Raw genomic sequence first — 23858 nt, 5'->3', positions numbered from 1 at the left:
ATCGCGAAAAAGCTGCTGCGAGGTTAGGAGAAATCATCCGCTTTGGCGAGGCCCGTCCGCCCGCGCTGTCGGCGACGGACGGGCAGTCGGGACGGGATCAATACCCGGCTTTGATCTTCTCGAATTCGGCGATCATCTTCAGCTTGAGGTCGGACGGCAGCGGCGACTGGAACAGTGTCTTGTCGACGAACTTCTGCACGTCGTCATAGCCCTTTTCCTTCAGGATCGCCGGATCGACGCCGGCCATGCCCTTGGCGTTGGCCTGGCCATAGCCCCAGTCCTTGACCAAGATCTTGGCGGTCTCCGGATCGTTGACGGCGTTCAGATAATCATAGGCCTTGTCGACGTTGCCGGGCGCGTCCTTGAACAGCACATAGCCGCAGACCCAGGTCGAGATGCCTTCGTTGGTATCCTTTACGGACTTGATCGGCACGCCTGCCTTGACGGACTGCACAGTCGCATCGTTCCAGGCCCAGGCGAGGTCGACCTCACCGCCGCTCAACAGCTGCACGATGTCGGTGGTGTCGGTCCAGTAGGAGCGGACGTTCTTGTGCACCTGGCGCAGGAAGTCGGACGCCTGCTTGAACTGGTCATCCGTCATCTTGGTCCAGTCCCTCAGGCCGATGGCCAAGCTCGCCAACGCATAGGCGTCGTCGACATTGTCGCCGATCGACACCCGGCCCTTGAACTTCGGATCGGCGAAGGCCTTCAGCGACTGCACGTCCTTGGCATCGATCTTGGAGGAGTTGTAGGTAAGCTGTGTGTTGCCCCAGTCCCACGGCATGAACCACGCCTTGCCGTCATCGGTCGTGGCGAGATTTTTCATCGCCATGATGCCGGGATTGAGGTCCTTCCAGCCTGATATCTTCGAGGTGTCGAGCGGCTGCAGCAGGCCTGCCTCGCGCCACTTCGTCACGCTCTGCGAGCAGGGGTGGCCGAGATCGGCCTTGAAGCCGGCGCGCACCTTCTCGAACGCCTCGTCCTCGTCGCCGAAGAAGGCGAAGGTCGGCGAATCGCCGTTCTTCTCGACATATTTCGGGTGAAAGCTCGGATCCTCATAACCGGACCAGTCGAACACGATCAGGTCCTTGTCGGCGGCGACGGCGAACGCTGCCGCCGAAGCCGCAAGCGCGCCGCCCAGCGCCAATGTCAATGTCAGGCGTCGGCTAAGTTTTTTCATGCTGTTCCATCCTCTTTTGGTCTTGCCGGTCTTGGCGGCCGGCTGTTGCTAACCGTAATGCTTCGGGAAAGCCGCGGCCAAAAAAGCGTTGGCCGCCTGCAAGGCTGTTTCGCGCGTTGTGTCCTCGGTGCCCATCATCAGCCGCAGCCACAGCCCCTCCAGCATGGCCGACAGCGCCAGCGCCATCACCTGCGGCTCATAGGCATACGCGCCGCTCTGCTTGAGCGTCGTGCAGAGATCGATGAAGACCTGCTGGTAATAATTATCGCGCGAACTGCTCAGCGCCTGATAGGTCGGCCGCGACTTGGCCTCGCCCCAGAAGGCCAGCCAGGCGGCGAGCTTGCGCTTGTTGCAGATCGAGCGATCGAAGTCGGCCCACACCAGTTGCTGCAGCTGCCGCGCCGGATCGTCGCCTGCCTTCTGCAGGGAAGCGCGCCAATGCGTAGAATACTCGTCATACATGTACTGCAGCGTCGCGATCAGCAGCTTTTCCTTGCTTTCGAAATGGAAGTTGACGATGCCCCGCGAGAGGCCCGCGCCATCAGCGACATCGGCCATCGTCGTCTCGGCGTAGCCGCGCTTGGCCAGCGAATCGATCGTCGCCTCGATCAGCTGCAGCTGACGGACCTCCTTCGAAGCCTTGCGACCGCGCTTTTCGGCATCGCCCTTTCGCGCCGTTTCGGCGAGAATGTCCTTGGCCTCGGAAGTCTTCATGGATGTGACGGTCTCCAGCATTGCCGGCTATCCAACCGGCTTCCAACCGCGCAGATGAGTGGGACGGTGCTCGCCACTGTCAAGCACCTTCTGCATGGCCTCCCAGGTCTTGATATTCTTGTCGACATAGGCCGCGCCGACCACGGCGGCGACCGGCGCATAGAGCGGTCCTTTCAGCCTTTCCAGTTCCCCGCGCGCGACCTCGCGGTACCAGGGATTGCGGTCGCGCACGGTGACATCGGCAAAGCCGGCGCCACGCATCGCCTGGGCGTAGCGTGCCGGCGAGGCCATGGCGAAGGACAACCCTTCGGCGGCGACATAGGCCTTCATCTCGGGTGAAGGTTCGCCATCATGAGAGATCATCCAGTTGGAGGCGGCAAAGACACCGCCCGGCTTCAGCACGCGGAATATCTCGGCGAACAGGCCGTCCTTGTCGGGCACATGCAGCAACGCGTCCTTGGAGAAGACGACATCGAAGGAGCAATCGGTGAAAGGCAGTGGCCCGGGTGCCGCCTGGACAAAGCTGGCGCGCTTCGCCAGCCCACGCGCCGCAGCCCGCAGCCTGGCCGCCTCGATCACAGGCTGCTCGACATCGAAGCCGGTGGCATGGTTAGCGCCATGGCGCTCGATCAGATGCAGGGTGATGCCGCCGGATCCGCAGCCGATATCGAGGATCGTCTTGCCCTCGAGCGAGAGTCCGTCGACCACCCGGTCGACCTCATCAGGCCCGCCCGGCGACAGATAACCATCGCCCCACAGCGCCTCGAGGAAGCGGATGGCGGTGTCGTCATACTCGGGCTCGGCATCTGCCGTTTCGATCATCGGCTCTCGGTCCCCAATCGCCGAAATTGCGCACTGTCGAATGTCGGCAAAGCGTAGCGCATGTCAGGGAAAACGCAACATCATTTGTTGAACATTCATTCAGTATGGCTAGACAGAACGGCTGAAACCATGCCAAATTCCGCGCATTCGGGAACAGATCACGCAAAAATGAACAGCGGGCCGTACAGAGCAATTCCAGGAAAAGTGTGAGCGGTTTTCCCGGGAAAAGCGCGGCGCTTTCCCTTGGGAATTGCGTAGAAACAAAGAGATTAGGGCACAATGAAAGCTTGGGACGCGATCATCATCGGCGGCGGACACAACGGTCTGGTCAATGCCGGCTATCTGCAGCGCGCCGGGCTCGACGTGTTGGTGGTCGAGAAGAACGAATGGGTCGGCGGTGCCGCCACCAGCCGCGAGCTGACGCCGGGCTTCCTCTACTCCAACTGCTCCTATGTCTGTTCGCTGTTCCGCCCCGAGATCATGCGCGACCTCGAACTGCCGCGCTTTGGCCTGCAGGTCATTTCCTATGAGGGCGGCGCGGTATTCACCCGCGACGGCGACTACCTCGCCAACTACCGCGACCACGATGCGCACCGGCGCGAATTCGCCCGCTTCTCCAAGCGCGATGCCGAAGCCTATGACCGCTACGCCCGCGACGTGACGCGGCAGTGCCGTTTCATCCAACCGCTCTTGATGCGCACCGCCCCGGATCCGACCAGCCTCAAGCCGCGCGACCTCGGTGAGTTGCTCTATCTCGGGAAGAAGTTCGCCGGCCTGTCGGCCGAGGAAATGGCGCTGACGCTGCGCTTCTGGACCATGTCGATCTCGGAATTCCTCGACGAATATTTCGAGACCGATGTCATCAAGGCGAACTTCGCTTTGTCAGGCATCATCGGCACAGCACTCGGGCCGATGTCGCCCGGCACGGCCTATGTGCTGCTGCATCACTATATGGGCGAGGTCGACGGCTCGGTCGGCGCCTGGGGCTATGCGCGCGGCGGCATGGGCGCGGTGACCAAGGCGCTGGCCGCGTCTTTCAAGGCCTCTGGCGGCACCATCCGCACCGGCGCCGAGGTCGACCATGTGCTGGTGAACCGAGGCAAGGCCAAGGGCGTGGTTCTGGCCGGCGGCGAGGAGATTTACGGCAAGCTCGTCGTCTCCAATGCCGACGTAAAGCGCACCTTCCTGAAGCTGGTCGAGGAAAAGGAACTCCCCGACATTTTCCTGCGCCGGGTGAAGAACTTCAAGATCCGTGGCTCGTCGGGCAAGGTCAACATCGCGCTCGATTCGCTGCCGGAATTCCCGGCACTGCCGAAGGACTCGCCGGTCTATCGCGGCGACATGCATTTCACCGATTCGATGGAGCGCATGGAGCGCGCCTATGACGACTGGAAGGCCGGGCGCTGGTCGGCCGATCCCTTCCTCGACATGGTCATCCCAACGACGCTCGATCCAACGATGGCGCCGCCGGGAAAACATTTCATGAGCTGCTTCGTGCAGTACGCACCGCCCAAGGTGAACGGCCGAGAATGGACCGATGCCGATCGCGACGGTTTCGCCGAAAGCGTGATTGCGCAGATCGCTGAGTACTCGCCGGGTTTTCGCGACCGCATTGTCCACATGGAAGTGCGCACGCCGCGCGAGATCGAGGCCGAGGTCGGCCTCACCGAGGGCAACATTTTTCAGGGCGAACTAACCTTCGACCAGCTGCTGTTCAACCGCCCGGTGCCGGGCTACGCGCAATACCGCTCCCCGGTCGGCGGCCTCTATATGTGTGGTTCCTCGACCCATCCCGGCGGCGGCGTCATGGGCGCGCCGGGCCGCAATGCAGCCGCTGAAATCCTGCGCGATCTCGCCAAATCCACCTCGCATATGAGCCCGGCCCATGACGTCATTTGATGCAATCGTCATTGGCGGCGGCCACAACGGCCTCGTCGCCGCTGCCACGCTGGCCAAAGCCGGCCGCAAGGTGCTGGTGCTGGAGGCTGGAAGCGAAGTCGGCGGCGCAGCGCGCACCGAGGAATTCGCTCCGGGCTTTCGCGCGTCGTCAGTCGCACATCTGCTGAATCGTCTGCATCCCGATGTGGTGAAGACGTTGGAACTGGAGAAGCATGGGCTGCAATTTAACCGCGCGGACTTCCTGCCGTCAGTAGCCCTGTCCAGGGATGGCCCGCCGCTGATGCTGCATGGCGCCTATGGCGAGGTGCTGACCGGCGCCAGTTCCTCCGAGCAATCCGCCTGGAAGGAATTACGCGAACAGCTGCTGCGCTATGCCGGCATCCTGAAACCTTTCTTGTCGCGCCGGCCTCCCGATCTCGCCGGCATGTCGTTGCTCGAGACCGCTGCCCTCGGCCAGACGGCGCTGGCCCTGAAAAAGCTCGGCAAGGAAGACATGCGCGACTTCCTGCGCGTGCTGCTGATGAACGTCGCTGACCTGCTCGACGAGCAGCTTGCCGACATCAGGCTGAAGGGCCTGCTCGCCTTCGACGCGACGCTCGGCAGCCATCTCGGCCCGCGCTCGCCGACCTCGCTGCTCGGCCTCTACTATCGCCTCGCCGGCGAGACCGGCGGAGCAACCGGTGCGCAGGTCGTGCCGCAAGGCGGCATGGGCGCTGTCGTCGCCGCCATTGGCGCTTCGGCGGAACAGGCCGGTGTCACCATCCGCACATCGGTTACCGCAGCAAAAATCATCGTCGAGAAAGGCCGCGCCGTCGGCGTCGTGCTCGACACCGGTGAGGAGCTGCGCGCCAGGACCGTTGTCTCGGCCATCAACCCGGCAACCACTTTCCTCGACCTTGTTGGACCGCGCGAGATCGACACCGGCTTCGTGCGCAAGGTGAAAAACATCCGCATGAAGGGCGATGCCGCCAAGCTCAATCTGGCGCTCGACCGGCAGCCGCAGTTCACCGGCGTCGATGCAGCCGGCCACAAGGGCCGGCTGGTCATCGCGCCCTCGCCCGATCATGTCGAGCGCGCCTTCAACCCGTCCAAATATGGCGAATTCTCACCCGAACCGGTGATGGAGATCACGCTGCCCTCGCTCGCCGACCCGTCGCTCGCACCCGCCGGCGCCTGCGTGCTGTCGGCGGTGGTGCAATACGCCCCCTATGCTCTCAAGGAGGGCTGGGACGCCGGCAAGCCGAAATTCCTTAGGGCAGTTATGGCGCAGCTCGAGGTTTTCGCGCCCGGCATCGGCAAGAGCGTTGTCCACGCCGAGCTTCTGACGCCGGCCGATATCGAGACGCGCTACCGCATGCCGGGCGGTCACTGGCACCACGGCGAATTGCAGGCCGACCAGATGCTGATCTCGCGGCCCGTGGCCGGCTGGTCCGGCTACGACACGCCGCTCGAAGGACTGTTCCTGGCCGGCGCCGGCTCGCACCCCGGTGGCGGCGTCTCCGGCGCACCCGGGCTCAATGCCGCACGGCGCATCATCGCGATGAAGGGGTAGGCCATGGCTCAGGCAACCAGGAAGAAGCCCGTTGCAAAGACAGCCGATGCGGCTGTTTCCGCCCGCATCGCCGCCCAATCGCATTTCCGAACGCTGCGCCTCGGCACGCCATTCCAGCCGCGCATCGATGCGCTGGCCAAAACCCAGGACTGGTACAATTGGGCCGGCTACCGCGCTCCGCATTCGCTGTGGGATGAGGAGCTCGAGTACTTCGCCATCCGTAGCCAGGCGGCGCTGTTCGACATCTCGCCGATGACCAAATACCGGATTGAGGGGCCGGGAGCCGAGGCCTTCCTCGGTCGGGTCACCTTGCGCGATGTCACTAAGCTCAAACCCGGCCGCGTCCACTACACAGCGTGGTGTGACGACGAGGGCTTTGTCCTCGACGACGGCACGCTGTTCCGGCTATCGCCGACACGCTTCCGCCTGTGTTCGCAGGAGCGACATCTGCCCTGGCTGCTCGACAGCGGCATCGGCTTCGACGTCATCGTCGAAGAGGAAACCGAGGCGGTCGCCGGCCTGGCGTTGCAGGGGCCAACCTCCTTTGCCGTGCTGCGCGATGCCGGCTTTGCCGGCGTCGAGAAATTGAAGATATTCGACCTCGCCGATTTCCCGCATGACGGCGGCACCGTCACGATCTCGCGCACCGGCTTCACCGGCGATCTCGGCTATGAACTCTTCGTGCCGGCCGACAAGGCGTTGAGCCTGTGGGACCGGTTGATGACGGCAGGCGAACTGCGCGGCATCCGCGCCATCGGCTACACCGCGCTCAACCGCGCGCGGCTGGAGGCCGGACTGATCGTTGCCAATGCCGACTTCACCACCGCAGAGCATGCCATCCGCGCCGACCGCTTGCGCAGGCCCGACGAGATCGGCCTAGGCTTCATGATCGATCGGGAAAAGGGGCATTTCAACGGCCGCCGCGCCATTCTCGAAGCGCGTACCAAACGCAAGCTGCGCCATGTGTTGGTCGGGCTGGAGATCGAAGGCAACATTCCAGCCGAACACGCCATCGTCTATTACAAGAAAAGCCAGGAGGTCGGGCTGGTCAGCGCCGCCATGTGGTCGCCGATGGCCAAGCGCAACATCGCCATCGCTTCGCTTGAGCGACCGTACGGTGATACGATGGTGGAGGACCTCTGGGTCGAGATCTATGCCATGCGCGAGCTGCAATATCAGAAGCTAATGAAGCGGGCCAAGGTGGTGCCACGGCCGTTCATCAAGCTCGATCGTCGCACCGCCAATCCGCCGGCGGATTTCTGACCATGGCCGACGAAGCCGACAAGCTGCAAGAAGATGGGGAAGTCGCCGAACAGTGGGAGCTGGTCAACACCCCGCTCGGCGAGAAGTGGTCCGGCCGCACCCGCTATGCCGCCGCCATGTTCTTCTACAAGCGCGACGAGATGAGTGCCGAGACGCTCGAGGTCTACCGCATCTGTGCGCGGCTCGATTCAGAAAACCCGCTGCCGATCATCCGCGACCGTGGCGTCGGCAAGGACTGGCTGAAGCGTGTGGGCTTCGATCAGTAGCGTCGCCTCAGCCTATCGTGCGCTCAAGCATGCTCAACCAATTGCGATAGGCGATCTTCTCGATCAGCGCCCGGCCAAAGCCACGCGCGGCCAAGGCATCGATCAGCTTCGGCAGGCCGGCAACGTCGCCGATGACGGCCGGGATCATGGCGCCGTCGAAATCCGAGCCGAGACCGACGCCATCCTCACCCAGCGCCTGCAGCAAAGAATCGACATGGCGCACCATGATGTCGAGGCTGGTATCGGCATTCATGCGGCCGTCTTCACGCAGGAAGCCGGTCGCAAAATTCAGACCCACCATGCCGCCGGACTCGCGGATCGCGCCGAGCTGCCAGTCGGTGAGGTTCCGCGAATGGGTGCAGAGCGCATGCACGTTGGAATGGGTGGCGACCAATGGCGCATCGCTCAGCGCAGCGACATCGCGAAAGCCCTTCTCATTCAGGTGCGAAAGATCGATCACGATCTTCAGCTCGTTGCAGGCCTTGACCAGCGCCTTGCCGGCATCGGTCAGACCCGGGCCGGTGTCCGGCGAAGACGGAAAGCGGAACGGCACGCCGTGGCCGAACGCATTCGGCCGGCTCCAGACGATGCCGAGCGAGCGCAGGCCGGCGGCATGCAGCACGTCGAGCATGGTGAGTTCGGGATCGATCGCCTCGACGCCCTCGATGTGGAACACCGCGGCAATCGTGCCTTTGGCCATGGCGTTGTGTATGTCGGCGGCAGTGCGGCAGACAGCCAACGCTCCGGCGCGTTCCAGCCGAAACAGGATGGAGGCCATCGCGATCGTCGAATTGAGCGCATCAGCGCGCGGCACCTCCGGCGGCAGCGGCTCGCTGTCGCTCGGTGCCAAGGGCACGGCGCTGCGCCTGGCTTTCTCGACCGGCGGCGGGAAGATCGCGAACATGCCGCCGGCAAAGCCGCCGGTCTTGGCGCGCGGCAGATCGATATGGCCGCCCGATTTCCCCTCGATGAACAGCTTTTCGACGTCCGTGTCCTTGGACTGATAAAGTCGCAGCAGCGTATCGTTGTGGCCGTCGAAGACGGGGACGAGGTCTGTTTCGGTCATAGGGGGATCATTCACTTCGTTTGTCGGCACGGCGATATATCATATCTAGGCAAGATATCCGGTCGCGGCAAATTACAAAGCCAATCGGCTGCCGCGACCGCCCCTTCTTCCCATGCACACCGATCGACGAAGTGCCTGCGCGCCCCTACAGCTTCAGCACGTCGGCCCATTCAGGATGGCGGCGGAACTGGGCGTTGGCGAAGGGACAAAGCGGGATGATCTTCTTACCCACTGCCCGCGCATCCTCGACGGCACGGGTGACGAGCCGAAGCCCGGCACCCTGGCCGCGAAACGCATCCGGCACTTCCGTGTGGTCGATGATGATCTGGTGTTCGCCGATCTTGGTGAAGGTCATCTCGGCCTCGGCGCCACCGGGTCCGCGCAGGACATAGCGACCCTTGGAGCCGTGATCTTCCAGTTCGATTTCGGGCAGTTGGTCGGGCATTTCTACACTCCTTGAGCGACACCGGCGAAGAGCCGCCGGGCCGCTTCGATTTCATTCGGCCGCACCTCGTGCCCGCCTTCGTGCCACTCCACTGTGACATCGGCGCCATCGGCACGCAAATAGGCCTCGAGCCGCGTCGTCAGGTTCGGCGGGCAGATCGGATCGCGCTTGCCGGCGGTCATCAGAATATGCCGGCCGGCAAGGCTGCCCTTCACCTGCGGTTCGAACGGGATCAGCGGATGCATCAGCACCGTGGCGTCGAACAGCTCAGGCTCCGCGAACACCAATGAGGCCAGGATGTTGGCGCCGTTGGAGTAGCCGAGGCCAAGCACCGCCGACGGCTTCGCTGCCTCGACATGCGCCTTGACGAATTCAGCCATCTTGCTCGTCCCCCGCGCCAGATCGTCCATGTCGTAGACGCCCTCGCCGGTGCGGCGGAAAAAGCGCGCCGCACCGTGTTCGGATACATCGCCGCGTGGCGAGATGATGGTGGCCTGGGGCACGAGATCGCGTCCCAGTGACAGAAGCTGGCTCTCGTCACCGCCCGTACCATGGAAGACGAAGACCAAGGGGCCGCCCGGCGAACCGGGCAGCATCTTATTGATGTAAGCGTCCTTGCTCATGGCCTTAGCCTTCCAGCTTCTGCAGGTGCTGTTCAAGATAGGGCCGCAAATGCTGATGCTGCGTCGGCAGCTTCAGCGCTTCGCCCAGATGCGCGGTGTCCTCGTCCTTGTCGAAACCCGGCTCGTTGGTGGCGACTTCGAACAGCACGCCGCCCGGCGTGCGGAAATAGATCGCCCAGAAGTAATCGCGGTCGATCACCGGCGTCACCCCATAGCCCGTGTCCATCAACGCCTTGCGCACTTCGAGCTGCTTGGCGCGGTTCTCGACGGCGAAGGCGACATGGTGGACCGAGCCGGCGCCGAGATCGGCGAAGGCCGCGGTCGGCAGCGATTCGATGTCGACGACATCGGCACCATTGCCGTTCTTCACGGCAAGCCGCGTGATAGTGCCTGATTTATCGACTTCCTCGTAGCCCATGAACTTCAACAGCTCCTCGGTGGCGCCGCCATCCTTCAGCCTGAGCGAAACCGAGTGAAAGCCACGGATCGCTTCGTCGGTCGGAATGCCGCCTTTCGCCCACGGCGCACGGCCGTCTGCCTTATCCTCGACGAGCGCGAAACCGTCACCGTCGGGGCCGGCAAATCTGAGCCGCTTCTCACCAAAACTCTCCTCGCGGGAAACACCGGCCACGCCTTCATCAGCGAAGCGCTTTTCCCAATAGGCGAGCGTCCCTTCCGGCACGGAGTAGGCCGTGGTGCCGACTTCGCCGACACCGTGGCGGCCCTTGCCGATGTTTGGAAACGGAAAATAGGTCATCACCGAGCCGGGCGTGCCGGCCTCGTCGCCATAATAGAGGTGGTAGACGTCGGGCGCGTCGAAATTGACTGTCTTCTTGACCCGACGCTGGCCCAGCTTGTGGGTGAAGAAATCATTGTTCTGCCGAGCATCCCTGGCCATCGAGGTGACGTGATGCAGGCCCTTGATCTGGTCGAGCATTGTCTTGCTCCTTCCCTTGGTGTTTGTGCGGCCCTTGCCGCTGTCCACGCCAATATGAGGACACGACAGCTTGCGGCAAAGGCGGCAAACACAGAATGGACTGTGCTGTAAAAGTGAACAATCAAAAGATATTTGTTCACCAATCGACTACGCGGACGGTCTTGCGCCGCTGCCGGAAATCGGTTCCATGAACGGCATTCGACCATCCAGCGAAAGGTATCGCGCGTGACAGGAAAAGCCAGGCGCCCGAATGTTCTCCTGATCACCTGCGACCAGTGGCGCGGCGATTGCCTGTCGGCTGCCGGCCATCCCGTGGTGAAGACGCCGAACGCCGATGCGCTGGCTGCCGAGGGCATGCTGTTCAAGCGCCACTATGGCGGCGCCGCACCGTGCTCTCCAGCCCGCGCGTGCCTCTACACCGGCCTCTACCAGATGAACAACCGCGTCTGCCGCAACGGCTCGCCGCTCGACGCCCGCCACGGCAACATCGCGCTGCATGCCCGGGCCACCGGTTACGATCCGACGCTGTTCGGCTACACCGACGTGGCGCTCGATCCGCGCTTGCTGGCGCCCAACGATCCAAGGCTGAAAAGCTATGAAGGCGTGCTGCCCGGATTCACGGCGCGGCAACTGCTGCCCGAGCACCAGAAGCAATGGCTGTCCTGGCTGAAGCAGCAGGGCATCGATGCAAGCGCCGGATCTCCGGGCATTCACCGTCCCGTGGACGAGGACGCTGACGCAGTGACCGAGGCGCCGCCGATCTATTCGAAAGACCAAACGCCGACGGCTTTCCTTGCCGGTGAATTCATCCGCTGGCTCGGCGAGCAGGAGCAGGCCACGCCCTGGTTCGCGCATCTCTCCCTCATCAGCCCGCATCCACCCTTCATCGTCCCGGAGCCCTACAACACGTCATACGATCCGGCCGAAGGCCCGGCTTTTCACCGCGCGGAGAGTTGGCGGGCCGAAGCGCAAAGCCACCCCTATCTCGCCTATGATCTCAGCCGGCAGAAGCGCGCGAAATTCCGCCCCGGCGCCGCAGGCAAGGTGCACGACTGGAGCGAGGACGATTTCCGCCGCATCCGGGCGATTTATTACGGCATGATCGCGGAGGTCGACGCACAGCTTGGCCGGATATGGCAGTCACTGAAGGCTTCGGGCGCGTGGGACGACACTATCATTGTCCTCACCTCGGACCACGCCGAGATGATGGGCGACCATTACATGCTGGGCAAGGGCGGCTACTTCGACGGCAGCTACCACATCCCGCTGATCATTCGCGATCCGCGACATCGCAAGGCGGCCGGCAGCACGGTCGATCGCTTCACCGAAGCGGTAGACATCTTGCCCACACTGATAGATCTGCTTGGCGAAGCCCCAGAACCGCATCTCGACGGACACTCGCTGAAACCATTCCTGAGCGGCGGAACTCCCGTTATCTGGCGCGACGCCGCGCATTGGGAGTTCGATTTCCGCTCGATCGCCGGCGGCGAGCCCGAGCAGCACTTCGGCATTGCCTCGCGCCAGTGCAACCTCGCAGTCATCCGCACCAAAAAATTCAAATACGTGCATTTTGGCGGCGGCTTGCCACCCTTGCTTTTCAACGTCGAAACAGACCCTAGCGAACTGACCAACCTCGCCACCAGCCCTGCCCACCTGTCCACCCGTCTGGAATTCGCCGAGCGGCTTCTCGCCTGGCGCGCCGAGCATCTCGACCAGTCACTGGCGCTGGCGGAGCTGACGCAAAATGGCGTGGTTGGACATGTCAGCAGGGCAGTAAGGGAATAGGGCAGTAAGGCAGTATGTTTGGGTGTACCCGCATCGACGCCGCACCCTACTGCCCTACTGCCCTACTGCCCTACTGCCCTACTGCCCTACTGCCCTACTGCCCTACTGCCCTACTGCACAATCAACCGTTGCTGATCACGCTTCTCGGCATAGCTGCCCTTGTCATAGGCAGGCTGTGCCTCGAGCTGTTCCTTCGTGAAGGTGGTGTAGAGGTACTTCTTGCCGTCCTTGTCGGTCATGAATTTGAGGTTATCCATGCCGAGCGCCACTTCCTTCTCGCCGATGCCAAGGAAGCCTCCGACATTGACGATCACCGCATCGGTCTTCTTGTCAGGCGCCAGCACGACATCGCCGATCTCACCGACCTTGGCGTCATTGGCGCCATAGACCGTCGCGCCCTTTAGATCGTCGGCCCTGATCTCGCCGACCGGCATCTCCGTCAGCGTCGATTTGTCGATGGCTGCAGTCTGTGTCTGGTCGGGAGCGGCGGCATCAGGGGCCGTAGCCGCTGGCGCCTCGGCAGTCTTCTCCGCTGGTGCCGCGGCGGGAGCCGTGGTCGCGGCTGGAGCTGTTGCCGCAGGCTCATTGGAAGCCGTCGTTGCCGGCACCGGGTCATAGGCCTTGCGGTTGAAATCCGGCTGCGCCTGCAGCTCTTCCTTGGTGGTCTGCGCAACCAGCCAGCGGTCGCCGTCCTTCTCCGCCCACTGTGCCTTGCTGAAATCATAGGTGACGTTCTTGGCGCCTAGGCCAAGGAAGCCACCCACGCCGATGACAAGGGATTCGGCCTTGCCGTCCTTGCTCAGCACGATGTCGTTGACGTTGCCGATGTTCTGCGCGTCATCGCCAGTGCCGTTGTACACGGTCTCGCCGATGATGTTGGTGGCAAGGTTGCCATCGGAACGCTTCACCGGCTCGGCCGGGGCGGCGGCAGGCGCCTGTGCGGTATCCGTGGTCGCTGGCGCCGCCGGTGCTGCTGCGTCGGTAGACGTGGCAGGCGCCGTTGCCGGTCCGTAGGGCTTGCTGTCGAACTCCGGATGCGCCGTCAGTTCGTCCTTGCTTGTCTGGGCAACCAGCCAGCGGTCGCCGTTCTTCTCGGCCCATTGCAGCTTGTCGTAGTCGAAGGCAACGTTCTTTGCGCCAACGCCAAGGAAGCCGCCGACGCCGATGACAACCGATTTCGCCATGCCATCCTTGTCGAAGACGACATCGGTGACCTTGCCGATGTTCTCGGCATCATCGGCGGTGCCATTATAGACGGTCTCGCCGATGATGTTGGTGACGATGCTGCCTTCGGCGCGCGGCACCGGAGCGGTGGCCGCAGGCTCCTGGACGGACGGCGCGGCGGCCGGAGCCGGGGTCGTCGCGGTCTGCGCAAAGGCGCCCGTCGCGATCAGCGTTGCGAGTGCGGTCGTGGCTAAAAGGGTGCGGATCATGATGGTCTCTCCTGATGCGTGATTGGTGCAAGCCGCGTCCGGTCTAAAGTGTCGTTGAGAACCTTGGCGCGGCATCTCTACGGGTTCACAACGTTGTGACCATGCCGTTGTTCCGACAAAACTGGCGGGGATTTCTCGGCCAAAAACACGGAGCGGTTGCACAGAGTTGAAGAACACGCGCGGAATTGCGCCTTCAGACGGAACCTTTCCTGCATCGCCACGTTTCAGCCTGCGGCTGGGTTTTCCCGGCCTGTTTTGGGCTGGCATAACGGAGTGGGGCATGAAATTTGCGGCGGTGCTGAACCGGGACGGCGGCACTTTGCGCACCACTGACCTCGCCGCCTTTTCCGACAGGATGCGTCAGACGCTGGAAAGCGCCGGCCACTCCTTGAGCATCGATGTGGTTGCGGGCAAGGAGGTGGTGGAAACGCTCAACGATGCTGCTTCGCGCCGCGCCGTCGATGTCGTGCTGGCCGGTGGCGGTGACGGAACCATTTCAGCGGCGGCCGCCAGGCTGATGGGTAAGGAAAAAGCGCTTGCCATACTGCCGGCAGGCACCATGAACCTGTTCGCGCGTGGCCTTGGCATTCCACAGTCGCTTGACGCCGCGCTGAAGTCCTTCGCCGACGGCGAAATCATCGCCGTCGACATGGCCACGGCCAACGGCCGGCCGTTCATCCACCAGTTCTCGATCGGCATGCATGCCAGGATGGTACAGTTGCGCCAGGGGATGGAGTTCGGCTCGCGCCTGGGCAAGATCGGGGCTTCGGCGAAGGCAGCGTGGGCGACGATCAAGAACCCGCCGGCGATGAACGTTACGCTCGGCATCGGCGAAGCCGAGATAACGGCGCGCATCTCAGGCATCGGCGTCACCAACAATCTGTTCGGCGAAGGCCACCTGCCCTATGCCGACAACCCTTCGGGTGGCGTGCTCGGCATCTATGTCACGGTGGCGCAGCAGCGCGCCGAACTGGTGAAATTCCTGTTCAATGTGGCGCGCGGCAAATGGCGCGACAACGAACATGTCGAAATCCATCAATCCGACCGCACCGTCCTGAAAATCCATTCCGGCAGCAGAAAGTTCCGCGCCGTCATGGATGGCGAACTGGTCAGGCTGGAGCGCGAGACGACGATCGAAATTCGGCCTGGCGCGCTTAATGTCCTGGTGCCGGCCAGCATTGCCGCGGCAAAGGCGGCCTGATGCGATCTCGAACGATGACGGCCGAAGATCTAGCCGCCCGACGCATTTCCCTGCTCCGTCGCCGGCGTCTTGGCCGCTTCACCATAGATTTCAGCGATGCCCCAGGCGGCGAAGGCCAGAAGCAGCGCGGCGATCAGGATACGAAGGCCGTGCCAGCCCCACCGGCCCTGACGCGCTTTGTCCTGAGGAATGATCTTGGTCATGGTGGATCCTTGTCTCGTTTTGCCCCCGCCAGCCCGCTCGGCAAATCACGGTCGGGTAACGGTTCCTTGTTAGGATGGTTCCGAGGAAGCCGGACCCATGGGGTAAGACGGCGGGAGCCAGGCATTGGGGATTGGCTTGAATAGCAAGGCGGAAATAGGGGCGGGCCTGCCGGCCGAGGTGGCGCTTGCCGTCAATGCCGAAGACCGGCTGTCCGTGCTGCACGGGCTGGAGATGCTGGATACGGCGGCCGACCCGGACTTCGACCGCATCAGCAGCCTTGCTGCGGCCGTCATGCAGGCGCCGATCGCCCTGGTTACGCTGGTCGATCTTGAGCGGCAATGGTTCAAGTCGTGCGTTGGCCTCGACGAAACCGAGACCGCCACCGACATCTCCTTCTGTGCCCACGCCATCGCCGCCGGCGACGAGCCCATGGTGGTGACGGACGCCACGGCGGACCCACGCTTCAAAGCCAACCCGCTGGTCACTGGCAAGCATCATGTGCGCTTCTATGCCGGCGCGCCGATGGTGGTGGCAGGTGCCAGGATCGGCACGCTATGCGTGCTCGACCACGAGCCGCATGCCTTTCCATCACAGGCCAAGCTCGACCAGTTGAAGACGCTGGCAGGCCTTGCCGCCAGCCTGTTCACCTTGAAGGACGCGACCCGCAGCGGCGCCATCGCCGAGGCCGCCCTGGCGCGTGAGGAAAAACGGCGCGCCATCGCGCTCGACGCCGCCTCGCTCGCCAGCTGGGCATGGGACATCCGCACCGACATGATCGAATGCGATGTCCGGCTGTCGGAGCTGTTCGACCTGCCGCGCTCGACCCGGCTGCGCGCACGCGACATCCTGACCGCGATCGATCCGCGCGACGTCTACCAGACCGAAACCCGCTTTCGCGATGCCTTGTCCGGCAGTGACGACTACTTTGGCGAATACCGGGTGAAAGGCTTTCATCCGCCACGCTGGGTGGCGACACGCGGCCGTGTCATCGAGCGCGACGGCGACGGCAAGCCGACACTGATCTTCGGCGTCAACTACGACATCTCCGAACGCAAGCTGGGCGACGAGCGGCAGCGGCTCCTGCTGCGCGAACTCAACCACCGCGTCAAGAACACGCTGGCGACCGTCCAGGCGCTGGCGACGCAGACCGTGCGTCATGCCCGCCAGCCGAGCGAATTCCTCGAAGCCTTCGGCGCCCGGCTTCAGGCGCTGGGTATCGCCCACAATCTCTTGTCCGACCGCGAGTGGCGTGGCATCGGCATCCGCGAGCTCGTCCAGATAGAGATCAGGCCCTTTGACACCGCCGACCAGCCGCGCATCACGATCTCCGGCGCCGACCTGTTGCTGTCGCCCGACCAGGCAGTCGGCCTCGGATTGATCCTGCACGAACTGGCCAGCAATGCGCTGCAATACGGATCGCTGTCGGTTGCATCGGGCAAGGTCGATCTCGCCTGGAAGACACAAGGCAGGAAGGGTGACCGGCGCCTGGTGTTGACGTGGCGCGAAAGCGGCGGCCCTGAAGTCGCCCCGCCCGAGCGGCACGGCTTCGGCTCGATCCTCATCCGCCGCAGCCTTGCCAAGGTCATTTCAAGCGAAGTGACCCATGAGTTCCGGCCGGAGGGCGTCTTCGCCGAAATATCGCTTCCGCTGGAAGATCTGTCGAAGTGACGGAGCTTTGATCCGAGGCGGGCGCCGACGTTACTTCCCCTCGCCGGCATCCGGATCGTCGGGCTTCACATTCTCACGATAGATGGCATAGGCGGCGAGCGCCACGGCCGGGCCGAGAATGACACCGAGGCCACCCTTTCCCTTGAGCAATGCCGGCAGCACGGCAAGTGCTGCCGTGATGCCGAGCGCCTTCATGTCGGCGTTGCGCCGCCTCGCCGCGCGGCGGGCACGGGCGCCGGACATCAACCGATGGACCAGAAGAACGAGGCCGGCGATCACCAGAAAGCCGACACCGAACCCAAGCGCCGCCGCGAACGATCCATAGCGGGCGGCGGCCCAGATATAAGCTGCCCCGACCAGGAAGCCGAGACCGCAGAATGCCGCCAGCGCGGCAAGCGCATACATGATGGCCGCCGTGCGCGCACGGCGTATGGCGGCCACGGTTTCACCCGAGGCGAAACCCGAGAGCAGGGATGCCAGCAAACCCATCTCAGGCGGGACTAGCGACGCGCAAGCAGCGCGAAGAGGAAGCCGACGCCGGCGGCGATCGCCAGCGACGTCACCGGCTTTTCGCGGACATTGGCCAGCAGCTGCGCCTCTATATCCTTGGCACTGCCGCGAAGGTTGTCAAACGCCGCTTCGCCCTGCGCGCGCAATTGCTCGACGCCCTCGGTGGCCGCGCGGCGGGCAGTGCCATAGCCATGTTCACCGGTCTTGGCCAACTGCTTGGTCAGCTTGTCGATGTCGGCCTTCAACTGCCGGATGTCGGCTTCGAGGTCCGAATTCGCACGCGCTTCGTTGGCGGTCTTCCCTGCGGCGGTTGCCATTGCTTAACTCCTTGTGATTGCTCGATTTCAAACGCGCCGTGCGTCTCAAGGTTCCGGCATCGGGACAAACTAGCCGAAAACGCTAGCGTGCACCAATCGCCAACCCGTGGCGAAGGCGCTTCGTCAGATCAGCGGCCGGCGGCCCTCGCCCAGCCCTTCCCAGCCGGCGAGCGACTTGAGCCCCTCGATATCGACGACCTCGCAGCCACCATCGCGCCAGAGGATCAGCTTACGGTCCATGAGCTTGCGAATCGTCTTGTTGGTGTGAACCAGCGACAGGCCAAGCGTGTCGGCGATATGCTGTTGCGTGATCGGTATCTGGATGGATTGCTTGCCGTTCAGCCCGACAACCTTTGCACGGCTGGCTATGAAAGCAATCAGATAGGCGGCGCGCTCGATGGCGCTGCGGCGGCCGACACTGAGCAGGTTCTCATCCAGCATGCGTTCTTCACGCGATGCGATCCAGGTGATGTCGTAGCCGAGGCCCGGATGGCTGCGGTAGAGCTCGTGCAGATTGTCGCGCTCGAAGACGCAGAGCAGCATCGGCGACAAGGCCTCGACGGAATGCTGCATTTCCCCCATGACGCTGCCTTGCAGGCCGATGAGATCGCCAGGCATGAGGTAATTGAGAATCTGTCGACGACCGTCCGGCAACAGCTTGTAGCGAAACGCCCAGCCGGACAGCACCGTGTAGAGATGGGCGCTGTGGCTCCCCTCGACCAGCACCGTGGCGCCCTTGTCGACCGCGAGTTCCCCCTTTTTGAACTTGCTGATGAAAGCCAGTTCCTCCTTCTCGAATTCCCGGAAAACCGGCAATGGCCGCAAAGGACAATTCTCGCAAGGATACTGTCGGCCGGATAAAGCACGCCCATTCTGGCTTGGCATTTCGACCCTCTTCGAAAGCCTGCTCATCAGCAGGCCTGTTTTAAACGCTTTGCCGGGATCGGAGTTCCGGGGTAGAAGGCATGTCTTTTTTAAATGACAACACACGCAATAGCGATCATGACTCCCGGCGTTTCAAGGAGCCTCCACCTGTGCCCACATTGCTTGACGGATTGCGGATTCTTGTCCTGGAGGACGAATTCCTCATCGCCATGGATGTCGAGCAGCTTTGCCGCGACCATGGTGCACAAGAGGTGGTGATCGCCCGGGACCTCACGGAGATCGACGACCGAAAGGTCGCAACGCAATTCGACGCGGCTATCGTCGACCTGATGCTGGGCGGCACCTCGACGCTCGAATTCGCCGCTGGCTTGCGTGAAACCGGCTTCCCTTTCGTGTTTGCCTCCGGCTATTCGGACGCGGACGAGATCAAGGCATCCTTTCCAGGGGTGAGGCTGGTCACCAAACCCTATTCAGGCGACGATCTCGTCGAAGCGGTGGCGCTGGCCTATGGACGCGGTTCTCCGGGGTGATATTGATGCGGCAGGTCCGGATTGCGAAATCCGGACCTCACATCAGTGTGCCGCTGTCCCCGTGACCTGAGCCGAGATCGCATCGGGACCATATTCGTCCTCGCCGGATATCTTCAGGATTTCCTGCAGGCGGGTGCGGGCCCTGCTGACGCGGCTCTTGATCGTTCCGACCGCGCAACCGCAGATTTCCGCGGCCTCCTCGTAGGAGAAGCCCGATGCGCCGATGAGGATGATGGCCTCGCGCTGATCCTCCGGCAATTGCTCGAGAGCGCCCCGAAAATCCTTGAGGTCTAGTTGGCCGTGCTGGGCCGGATGCACGGCAAGCCTGGCCGTCATGATGCCGTCGCTGTCCTGCACCTCGCGGCCGCGTTTGCGCATCTGCGAATAAAATTCATTGCGCAGGATGGTGAAAAGCCATGCCTTGAGGTTGGTGCCGGGCTGAAAGCTCTCGTGCTTGTCCCAGGCTTTGACCAGCGTTTCCTGAACGAGGTCGTCGGCCTTGTCGGCATTCTGCGTCAGCGAAACGGCGAAGGCCCGCAAGCTCGGGATTGCCCCAAGCAGATCGGTCTTGAAGCCTTGGGAGACCGCGGCCATGCCTCAGTCCTTCTTCTGTGCGGGTTCGGTCTGTTCCAATTGGCTGAGCAACTGGGCAAAGCGATCCGGCACGTCGTCGGAAACCAGCTCGTCGTAATATTGTTTGAGTTTCCGCCCGATTTCGGAGTTAGCCCCTAGCGGGTCGCCTACTCCGTTCCGGCGCCTGCCCGCGGCGCCAGCCAAAATATCTTTCGTCATATCCTTCATTTCGCCCTTATATTCCCAGTACCCAGGCCGCTCATATCCAACTCAACACAAGGCAAGCGGCACCCTCGTCTGGTTGCCCATCCCGACACCAAACGCCGTTCCCGCCTATTCGTTCCATATGGGCGGAACTTTTTCGGAAAACCGGCGTTGTATTAGCGGGGCTTGCAATCAGCTTGACCTGCAATCCATGCAATCACGTCATTCTGAGGGAGACGTCTTACCATGAGTTTATCCGCCACCATCGCACCGCACCTGCCGTTCCTGCGCCGCTTCTCGCGCGCCGTATCGGGATCGCAAGAGAGTGGCGACGCGCTGGTCGCCGCGATGCTTGAGGCCATCATCGCCGACGTCGATATTTTCCCCGAGGCCTCGAGCGACCGTATCGCGCTCTACAAGGTCTTCGCCAAACTCTTCACCTCGATCGCCATCCGCGTGCCGCAGGAGCAGGCACAATCGGCGTGGGAGCAGCGCGCCGCCGCCAATCTCAACGCGATCGCACCCCTGCCCCGCCAGGCCTTCCTGCTGGTTGCCGTCGAAGGCTTCAGCGAGGACGAGGCGGCAGAGATACTGGACGTCGGCGACCAGCAATTCTCCGAACTGCTTGCCCAGGCAAGCAATGAGATTTCCCGCCAGGTGGCGACCGACGTGCTCATCATCGAGGACGAACCGCTGATCGCCATGGACATCGAGGAGATGGTCGAGAGCCTCGGTCATCGTGTCGTTGGAACGGCGCGCACACACGCCGAAGCGGTAACGATGTTCGCCAAGACACGGCCGAAGATGGTGCTGGCCGACATCCAGCTCGCCGACGGCAGTTCGGGCATCGAGGCGGTCAACGAGATCCTGTCGTCAACCTCGGTGCCGGTGATCTTCATCACTGCCTTCCCCGAGCGCCTGCTGACCGGCGAGCGCCCCGAACCGGCCTTCCTGGTGACCAAACCGTTCAACCCCGACATGGTCAAGGCGCTGATCAGCCAGGCACTATTCTTCGACCGCCAGGCGAAGGCTGCCGCATAGTTTCGCTGCTTTTTTGGCAGGGGCACACGAAATCAAAGGCCGTCTGATGCCATGCATCGGGCGGCCTTTTTTAGGCCGAACCTATCACCGAAAATTTCGTGGGGCTCCGCCCGAACCATTGGCAAGCACCGTCTTTTTCGGCAAAGGGTGGAACAAACCGCATCCACCCACGTTTTTATTGCACCATTCGGAAGGAGATGAACCATGCTTTACTGGGCGCTCGTATTTCTTGTCGTGGCGATCATAGCCGGCGCGCTTGGTTTCGGCGGCATCGCCGGTACATCTGCCGGCATAGCGCAGATATTGTTCTTCATCTTTCTCGCCTTCCTGGTCATTTCGCTTTTGGCCGGCCTGTTCAAGCGGGCGTGACGCGAACGCGCCTATTCGAGCGAACACTGGAAGCCGCACCCCTCAAACGGTTTCCAGCCACCGCCGGGCGGTATCCTTCAAAGGGACACCGTCCGGCGGACCTTTTTGGAGGCTGCTCGGCGATTTCATTTTGGGAACCCATTTGAGAGTGGGCCGTTCAGCCTGAGTTGGGTGGACAGATTGACCGATGCGTTCCAGGACTGCAGATAAAGAGGGAAACACACGGAGCGACGAAGTCATCGCGTTGCATCCTGCCGAAAGTGGCATGCAGCTTGGCCGGGCTCTTCTCCACGCACTCCACAATGCCGGCATTTCCGTCCTCTATCAGGATCGCGACATGAAAACCGTCTGGGCCCGCAACATGCGCGCCCCCTGGGTTTCGGACAGTGCCGACGGCAATGGCATACTGCCGGTGGCGCAGGCCGACCGCATCAGCGCCGCCAAGCGCGAAGTGGTCGCGACCGGCAATCCGGAGCGCCTTGAGATCAGTGTTCCGGTCGAGAATGGCGTCCGCTGGTTTCAGGTCTGGGTCGATGCCGACCGGGGCGACGCCGGCGACGTGCAAGGTGTCGTCACCACCATGGTCGAGACCACCGAGCAGAAGCGGCGCGAACAGACACTGACAACGCTGCTGCGCGAGGTCAGCCACCGCTCGAAGAATCTCCTGGCGATCATCCAGAGCATCGCGACCCAGACCGGTCGCTATTCCGACGGCATCGGCGACTTCCTGACCCGCTTTCGCGGCCGGCTGCAGTCGCTGGCCTCGTCCCAGGATCTGGTGACCTCCTCGAACTGGCGCGGTGCGGCCCTTCATGAACTGGTGATGGGCCAGGTCGGCCGTTATGGGACAAACACATCGCACAGCCTTCGCTTCCGGGGCGCCAACCCCTATCTCAATCCCAATGCCGCCCTGCATATCGGCTTGGCGATGCATGAACTTGCGGTCAACTCGGTCAGTTACGGCGCCTTGTCCCGGCAAGATGGATTCGTCGAAGTGACCGCCAATCTCAACACCGCCGCCACTGGGGAAGTCGCCCTGTCGCTGACATGGGCCGAAACCATCGGAACCGATGCCGGTCGCAATCAAAAGCGCTTCGGCAGCGTCGCGCTGGAGCGGGTGGTGCCGGCATCCCTGAGCGGAACCGCGAGCCTCGACATCGCGGACGGCCACCTCGAATACCGCCTTGTCGTCCCGCACAGCAATTTCGAGACGCAGTGAGCCGCCTGCGGCAACAACGATCCTTAACCGGCTGTTCACCATAAGAGCGGATGCTGTTTTACCCAGATACCGCCGCAATCCGCCGGGTTGCGGCACGGTGTGGGGAGGAATGCTTGACAGTCGCCGACATGAACAGACTGGAACAGGCCGCCCGTATTTCGATGGGCGAATTCCAGGATCCTGAAGCATCCGCGGAAACGCTTCCCCAGCCGCATCACACATTGCTGTGGGGCATCGTCCTGGCGGCGGCCGCGACAATCCTCCTCATCGCCCTGTTCCAGCTGACCTGACCGAAATCTGCTGCCGGCAATAGTGCGTGGTGTTTAACCGCTTGCTGCAGCGGCATTTATTCGCGTGTCACCCCACCCGCTCAGGAACTTTTGACCGATGTGGGTCGTTATTGCGGCGAGAGGGCATGTCGCCATGGAACACATCGCTGCATTTTTGCTTGTCATCGGTTGCACCAATTCGATGACCGAGTGCCGTGAGTTGCAGGTGCCGGTGAGCATTTTCGAAACCGCCGACGAATGTACCGCAGAGCGCCCCTTTGCCATGGGCGACGTGCAGGGACAGGCACAGCGTATCGTCGCCAAATGTCTCGCTGTCGATCCCGCGCTCGAGGATGACTATGATCAGATCGTCTGGAATGTGCGTCCGGATGGTAACCTTGATGCCTCTCTGGCAATTTCCAGCCTGGTCATGGCATCGAACGCAATGCGCCCAGAAAAAGACTATCTTAGCCAACAATAAATTCCAGCAGCAAAGGCCGTCATTTCGTGCTAAATGGCTGTCGGAGCTTACCAAAGTGTGGACACAAAGTGAGGAGTGACTCTATGCGGAAGATTATTATTGCCATGGCTGCGGTGGTTGCCGTCAGCGGCTGTACCTCGACCGAGGAGAACGTTGTCGGCGGCGGCTTGATTGGCGCCGGTATCGGCGGCTTGGTCGGCGGCGGCAAGGGCGCGCTGATCGGTGCGGCTGTCGGTGCCGGGTCCGGCCTGCTGGTCCGCAGGCTGCAGAACGGCCGATGCAAGTATCGTGATAGGCACGGCAATATCTACATCGCCCGCTGCAACTAATTCGGCGATAACAGTCGATCCGGGGACCGGTCCGCTGGTCTCCGGATTTTCTCGCTTGGAACGCCTTTACGTC

At 62.6% G+C, this 23858-nt stretch carries 28 protein-coding genes; 14 read left to right on the top strand and 14 right to left on the bottom strand.

Annotated elements, in window-relative coordinates; genetic code table 11:
• Positions 1-97: 97 nt before the first annotated feature.
• From AC1DX0_RS03480 to AC1DX0_RS03470, 3 genes are read right to left on the bottom strand one after another with little or no spacing between them, the layout of a single operon-like run.
• Positions 98-1180 carry an ABC transporter substrate-binding protein gene (locus AC1DX0_RS03480; protein ID WP_477223231.1) on the bottom strand — a complete coding sequence of 361 codons (1083 nt, stop codon included), beginning with the start codon at positions 1178-1180 and terminating at the stop codon, positions 98-100.
• Between the two features lie 48 nt (positions 1181-1228).
• Positions 1229-1915 (bottom strand): transcriptional regulator BetI, encoded by a 687-nt coding sequence (gene betI, locus AC1DX0_RS03475; RefSeq protein ID WP_477223230.1) that lies wholly within the window; start codon positions 1913-1915, stop codon positions 1229-1231.
• A 6-nt stretch (positions 1916-1921) separates the two neighbouring features.
• Positions 1922-2716 carry a class I SAM-dependent methyltransferase gene (locus tag AC1DX0_RS03470; protein WP_477223229.1) on the bottom strand — a complete coding sequence of 265 codons (795 nt, stop codon included), beginning with the start codon at positions 2714-2716 and terminating at the stop codon, positions 1922-1924.
• 279 nt (positions 2717-2995) lie between these two features.
• Between AC1DX0_RS03470 and AC1DX0_RS03465 the strand changes: the two genes are divergently transcribed.
• From AC1DX0_RS03465 to AC1DX0_RS03450, 4 genes are read left to right on the top strand one after another with little or no spacing between them, the layout of a single operon-like run.
• A complete protein-coding gene (locus AC1DX0_RS03465; protein WP_477223228.1) occupies positions 2996-4615 on the top strand; it encodes a phytoene desaturase family protein in 1620 nt (539 codons plus the stop codon).
• A complete protein-coding gene (locus tag AC1DX0_RS03460; RefSeq protein WP_477223227.1) occupies positions 4602-6167 on the top strand; it encodes a phytoene desaturase family protein in 1566 nt (521 codons plus the stop codon). Before AC1DX0_RS03465 ends, AC1DX0_RS03460 begins: the two co-directional genes overlap by 14 nt.
• A 3-nt stretch (positions 6168-6170) precedes the next feature.
• Entirely contained in the window at positions 6171-7430 is a 1260-nt protein-coding gene (locus AC1DX0_RS03455; RefSeq protein ID WP_477223226.1) for an aminomethyl transferase family protein, read from the top strand.
• Positions 7431-7432: 2 nt separating this feature from the next.
• Entirely contained in the window at positions 7433-7696 is a 264-nt protein-coding gene (locus AC1DX0_RS03450; protein ID WP_477223225.1) for a hypothetical protein, read from the top strand.
• 7 nt (positions 7697-7703) lie between these two features.
• Here AC1DX0_RS03450 and AC1DX0_RS03445 read toward each other — a convergent pair whose 3' ends face one another.
• From AC1DX0_RS03445 to AC1DX0_RS03430, 4 genes are all read right to left on the bottom strand, one after another.
• Positions 7704-8762 carry a dipeptidase gene (locus AC1DX0_RS03445; protein WP_477223224.1) on the bottom strand — a complete coding sequence of 353 codons (1059 nt, stop codon included), beginning with the start codon at positions 8760-8762 and terminating at the stop codon, positions 7704-7706.
• Positions 8763-8907: 145 nt separating this feature from the next.
• A complete protein-coding gene (locus tag AC1DX0_RS03440; RefSeq protein WP_477223223.1) occupies positions 8908-9207 on the bottom strand; it encodes a GNAT family N-acetyltransferase in 300 nt (99 codons plus the stop codon).
• 2 nt (positions 9208-9209) lie between these two features.
• Positions 9210-9830: an alpha/beta hydrolase gene (locus AC1DX0_RS03435; protein WP_477223222.1), complete on the bottom strand. Its 621-nt coding sequence runs from the start codon at positions 9828-9830 to the stop codon at positions 9210-9212.
• Between the two features lie 4 nt (positions 9831-9834).
• Positions 9835-10767 carry a VOC family protein gene (locus AC1DX0_RS03430; RefSeq protein ID WP_477223221.1) on the bottom strand — a complete coding sequence of 311 codons (933 nt, stop codon included), beginning with the start codon at positions 10765-10767 and terminating at the stop codon, positions 9835-9837.
• Positions 10768-10992: 225 nt separating this feature from the next.
• Between AC1DX0_RS03430 and AC1DX0_RS03425 the strand changes: the two genes are divergently transcribed.
• The gene (locus AC1DX0_RS03425; RefSeq protein WP_477223220.1) at positions 10993-12552 is read left to right on the top strand and encodes an alkaline phosphatase family protein; all 1560 of its coding nucleotides are present in this window, start codon (positions 10993-10995) and stop codon (positions 12550-12552) included.
• Positions 12553-12662: 110 nt separating this feature from the next.
• Here the strand turns inward: AC1DX0_RS03425 and AC1DX0_RS03420 are convergent, their stop codons facing one another.
• Complete coding sequence (locus AC1DX0_RS03420; RefSeq protein ID WP_477223219.1) at positions 12663-13985, bottom strand: PRC-barrel domain-containing protein; 1323 nt, start codon at positions 13983-13985, stop codon at positions 12663-12665.
• A 280-nt stretch (positions 13986-14265) separates the two neighbouring features.
• On the opposite strand from AC1DX0_RS03420, the gene AC1DX0_RS03415 reads away from it, so the two are divergent.
• Positions 14266-15186 (top strand): diacylglycerol/lipid kinase family protein, encoded by a 921-nt coding sequence (locus AC1DX0_RS03415; protein ID WP_477223218.1) that lies wholly within the window; start codon positions 14266-14268, stop codon positions 15184-15186.
• Between the two features lie 29 nt (positions 15187-15215).
• Here AC1DX0_RS03415 and AC1DX0_RS03410 read toward each other — a convergent pair whose 3' ends face one another.
• Positions 15216-15389, bottom strand: coding sequence for a hypothetical protein (locus tag AC1DX0_RS03410; RefSeq protein WP_477223217.1), 174 nt, complete (start codon positions 15387-15389; stop codon positions 15216-15218).
• Positions 15390-15525: 136 nt separating this feature from the next.
• Here AC1DX0_RS03410 and AC1DX0_RS03405 point away from each other — a divergent pair, with 136 nt between their 5' ends.
• On the top strand, positions 15526-17058 hold the full coding sequence (locus AC1DX0_RS03405) for a sensor histidine kinase (RefSeq protein ID WP_477223216.1): 1533 nt from the start codon (positions 15526-15528) through the stop codon (positions 17056-17058).
• Between the two features lie 30 nt (positions 17059-17088).
• On the opposite strand, the gene AC1DX0_RS03400 is transcribed toward AC1DX0_RS03405, so the two are convergent.
• From AC1DX0_RS03400 to AC1DX0_RS03390, 3 genes are all read right to left on the bottom strand, one after another.
• On the bottom strand, positions 17089-17547 hold the full coding sequence (locus AC1DX0_RS03400) for a hypothetical protein (RefSeq protein WP_477223215.1): 459 nt from the start codon (positions 17545-17547) through the stop codon (positions 17089-17091).
• 11 nt (positions 17548-17558) lie between these two features.
• Positions 17559-17885: an ElaB/YgaM/YqjD family protein gene (locus AC1DX0_RS03395; RefSeq protein WP_095201311.1), complete on the bottom strand. Its 327-nt coding sequence runs from the start codon at positions 17883-17885 to the stop codon at positions 17559-17561.
• A 123-nt stretch (positions 17886-18008) separates the two neighbouring features.
• On the bottom strand, positions 18009-18770 hold the full coding sequence (locus AC1DX0_RS03390; RefSeq protein WP_477223214.1) for a Crp/Fnr family transcriptional regulator: 762 nt from the start codon (positions 18768-18770) through the stop codon (positions 18009-18011).
• An 80-nt stretch (positions 18771-18850) separates the two neighbouring features.
• Between AC1DX0_RS03390 and AC1DX0_RS03385 the strand changes: the two genes are divergently transcribed.
• Complete coding sequence (locus AC1DX0_RS03385) at positions 18851-19300, top strand: response regulator (RefSeq protein ID WP_477223213.1); 450 nt, start codon at positions 18851-18853, stop codon at positions 19298-19300.
• A 42-nt stretch (positions 19301-19342) separates the two neighbouring features.
• On the opposite strand, the gene AC1DX0_RS03380 is transcribed toward AC1DX0_RS03385, so the two are convergent.
• Complete coding sequence (locus tag AC1DX0_RS03380; RefSeq protein WP_010911883.1) at positions 19343-19894, bottom strand: RNA polymerase sigma factor; 552 nt, start codon at positions 19892-19894, stop codon at positions 19343-19345.
• A gap of 3 nt (positions 19895-19897) precedes the next feature.
• A complete protein-coding gene (locus AC1DX0_RS03375) occupies positions 19898-20101 on the bottom strand; it encodes a NepR family anti-sigma factor (protein ID WP_477223212.1) in 204 nt (67 codons plus the stop codon).
• Positions 20102-20323: 222 nt separating this feature from the next.
• Between AC1DX0_RS03375 and AC1DX0_RS03370 the strand changes: the two genes are divergently transcribed.
• The 6 genes from AC1DX0_RS03370 (at position 20324) to AC1DX0_RS03345 (ending at position 23785) form a co-directional block, all read left to right on the top strand.
• A complete protein-coding gene (locus tag AC1DX0_RS03370; RefSeq protein WP_477223211.1) occupies positions 20324-21118 on the top strand; it encodes a response regulator in 795 nt (264 codons plus the stop codon).
• Positions 21119-21322: 204 nt separating this feature from the next.
• Entirely contained in the window at positions 21323-21487 is a 165-nt protein-coding gene (locus AC1DX0_RS03365) for a DUF1328 domain-containing protein (RefSeq protein ID WP_027031438.1), read from the top strand.
• Between the two features lie 187 nt (positions 21488-21674).
• Positions 21675-22706, top strand: coding sequence for a sensor histidine kinase (locus tag AC1DX0_RS03360; protein WP_477223210.1), 1032 nt, complete (start codon positions 21675-21677; stop codon positions 22704-22706).
• A gap of 113 nt (positions 22707-22819) precedes the next feature.
• Positions 22820-22996 carry a hypothetical protein gene (locus AC1DX0_RS03355; RefSeq protein ID WP_477223209.1) on the top strand — a complete coding sequence of 59 codons (177 nt, stop codon included), beginning with the start codon at positions 22820-22822 and terminating at the stop codon, positions 22994-22996.
• Between the two features lie 133 nt (positions 22997-23129).
• Entirely contained in the window at positions 23130-23456 is a 327-nt protein-coding gene (locus AC1DX0_RS03350) for a hypothetical protein (RefSeq protein ID WP_477223208.1), read from the top strand.
• An 83-nt stretch (positions 23457-23539) separates the two neighbouring features.
• The gene (locus AC1DX0_RS03345; RefSeq protein WP_477223207.1) at positions 23540-23785 is read left to right on the top strand and encodes a YMGG-like glycine zipper-containing protein; all 246 of its coding nucleotides are present in this window, start codon (positions 23540-23542) and stop codon (positions 23783-23785) included.
• The last annotated feature ends 73 nt before the right edge of the window (positions 23786-23858 follow it).

The sequence above is a fragment of the Mesorhizobium sp. P3_A9 genome (genome assembly GCF_056402975.1).
Note: the sequence above shows the minus strand (reverse complement) of the source record. Positions and strands in the feature narration are given on the sequence as shown.

Bases quoted from the DNA above. Each gene is read 5' to 3' on its own strand.
- AC1DX0_RS03480 (WP_477223231.1), bottom strand. From the start codon at position 1,180: ATGAAAAAACTTAGCCGACGCCTGACATTGACATTGGCGCTGGGCGGC.
- betI (WP_477223230.1), bottom strand. From the start codon at position 1,915: ATGCTGGAGACCGTCACATCCATGAAGACTTCCGAGGCCAAGGACATT.
- AC1DX0_RS03470 (WP_477223229.1), bottom strand. From the start codon at position 2,716: ATGATCGAAACGGCAGATGCCGAGCCCGAGTATGACGACACCGCCATC.
- AC1DX0_RS03465 (WP_477223228.1), top strand. From the start codon at position 2,996: ATGAAAGCTTGGGACGCGATCATCATCGGCGGCGGACACAACGGTCTG.
- AC1DX0_RS03460 (WP_477223227.1), top strand. From the start codon at position 4,602: ATGACGTCATTTGATGCAATCGTCATTGGCGGCGGCCACAACGGCCTC.
- AC1DX0_RS03455 (WP_477223226.1), top strand. From the start codon at position 6,171: ATGGCTCAGGCAACCAGGAAGAAGCCCGTTGCAAAGACAGCCGATGCG.
- AC1DX0_RS03450 (WP_477223225.1), top strand. From the start codon at position 7,433: ATGGCCGACGAAGCCGACAAGCTGCAAGAAGATGGGGAAGTCGCCGAA.
- AC1DX0_RS03445 (WP_477223224.1), bottom strand. From the start codon at position 8,762: ATGACCGAAACAGACCTCGTCCCCGTCTTCGACGGCCACAACGATACG.
- AC1DX0_RS03440 (WP_477223223.1), bottom strand. From the start codon at position 9,207: ATGCCCGACCAACTGCCCGAAATCGAACTGGAAGATCACGGCTCCAAG.
- AC1DX0_RS03435 (WP_477223222.1), bottom strand. From the start codon at position 9,830: ATGAGCAAGGACGCTTACATCAATAAGATGCTGCCCGGTTCGCCGGGC.
- AC1DX0_RS03430 (WP_477223221.1), bottom strand. From the start codon at position 10,767: ATGCTCGACCAGATCAAGGGCCTGCATCACGTCACCTCGATGGCCAGG.
- AC1DX0_RS03420 (WP_477223219.1), bottom strand. From the start codon at position 13,985: ATGATCCGCACCCTTTTAGCCACGACCGCACTCGCAACGCTGATCGCG.
- AC1DX0_RS03415 (WP_477223218.1), top strand. From the start codon at position 14,266: ATGAAATTTGCGGCGGTGCTGAACCGGGACGGCGGCACTTTGCGCACC.
- AC1DX0_RS03410 (WP_477223217.1), bottom strand. From the start codon at position 15,389: ATGACCAAGATCATTCCTCAGGACAAAGCGCGTCAGGGCCGGTGGGGC.
- AC1DX0_RS03400 (WP_477223215.1), bottom strand. From the start codon at position 17,547: ATGGGTTTGCTGGCATCCCTGCTCTCGGGTTTCGCCTCGGGTGAAACC.
- AC1DX0_RS03395 (WP_095201311.1), bottom strand. From the start codon at position 17,885: ATGGCAACCGCCGCAGGGAAGACCGCCAACGAAGCGCGTGCGAATTCG.
- AC1DX0_RS03390 (WP_477223214.1), bottom strand. From the start codon at position 18,770: ATGCCAAGCCAGAATGGGCGTGCTTTATCCGGCCGACAGTATCCTTGC.
- AC1DX0_RS03385 (WP_477223213.1), top strand. From the start codon at position 18,851: ATGTCTTTTTTAAATGACAACACACGCAATAGCGATCATGACTCCCGG.
- AC1DX0_RS03380 (WP_010911883.1), bottom strand. From the start codon at position 19,894: ATGGCCGCGGTCTCCCAAGGCTTCAAGACCGATCTGCTTGGGGCAATC.
- AC1DX0_RS03375 (WP_477223212.1), bottom strand. From the start codon at position 20,101: ATGAAGGATATGACGAAAGATATTTTGGCTGGCGCCGCGGGCAGGCGC.
- AC1DX0_RS03370 (WP_477223211.1), top strand. From the start codon at position 20,324: ATGAGTTTATCCGCCACCATCGCACCGCACCTGCCGTTCCTGCGCCGC.
- AC1DX0_RS03365 (WP_027031438.1), top strand. From the start codon at position 21,323: ATGCTTTACTGGGCGCTCGTATTTCTTGTCGTGGCGATCATAGCCGGC.
- AC1DX0_RS03360 (WP_477223210.1), top strand. From the start codon at position 21,675: ATGCGTTCCAGGACTGCAGATAAAGAGGGAAACACACGGAGCGACGAA.
- AC1DX0_RS03350 (WP_477223208.1), top strand. From the start codon at position 23,130: ATGGAACACATCGCTGCATTTTTGCTTGTCATCGGTTGCACCAATTCG.
- AC1DX0_RS03345 (WP_477223207.1), top strand. From the start codon at position 23,540: ATGCGGAAGATTATTATTGCCATGGCTGCGGTGGTTGCCGTCAGCGGC.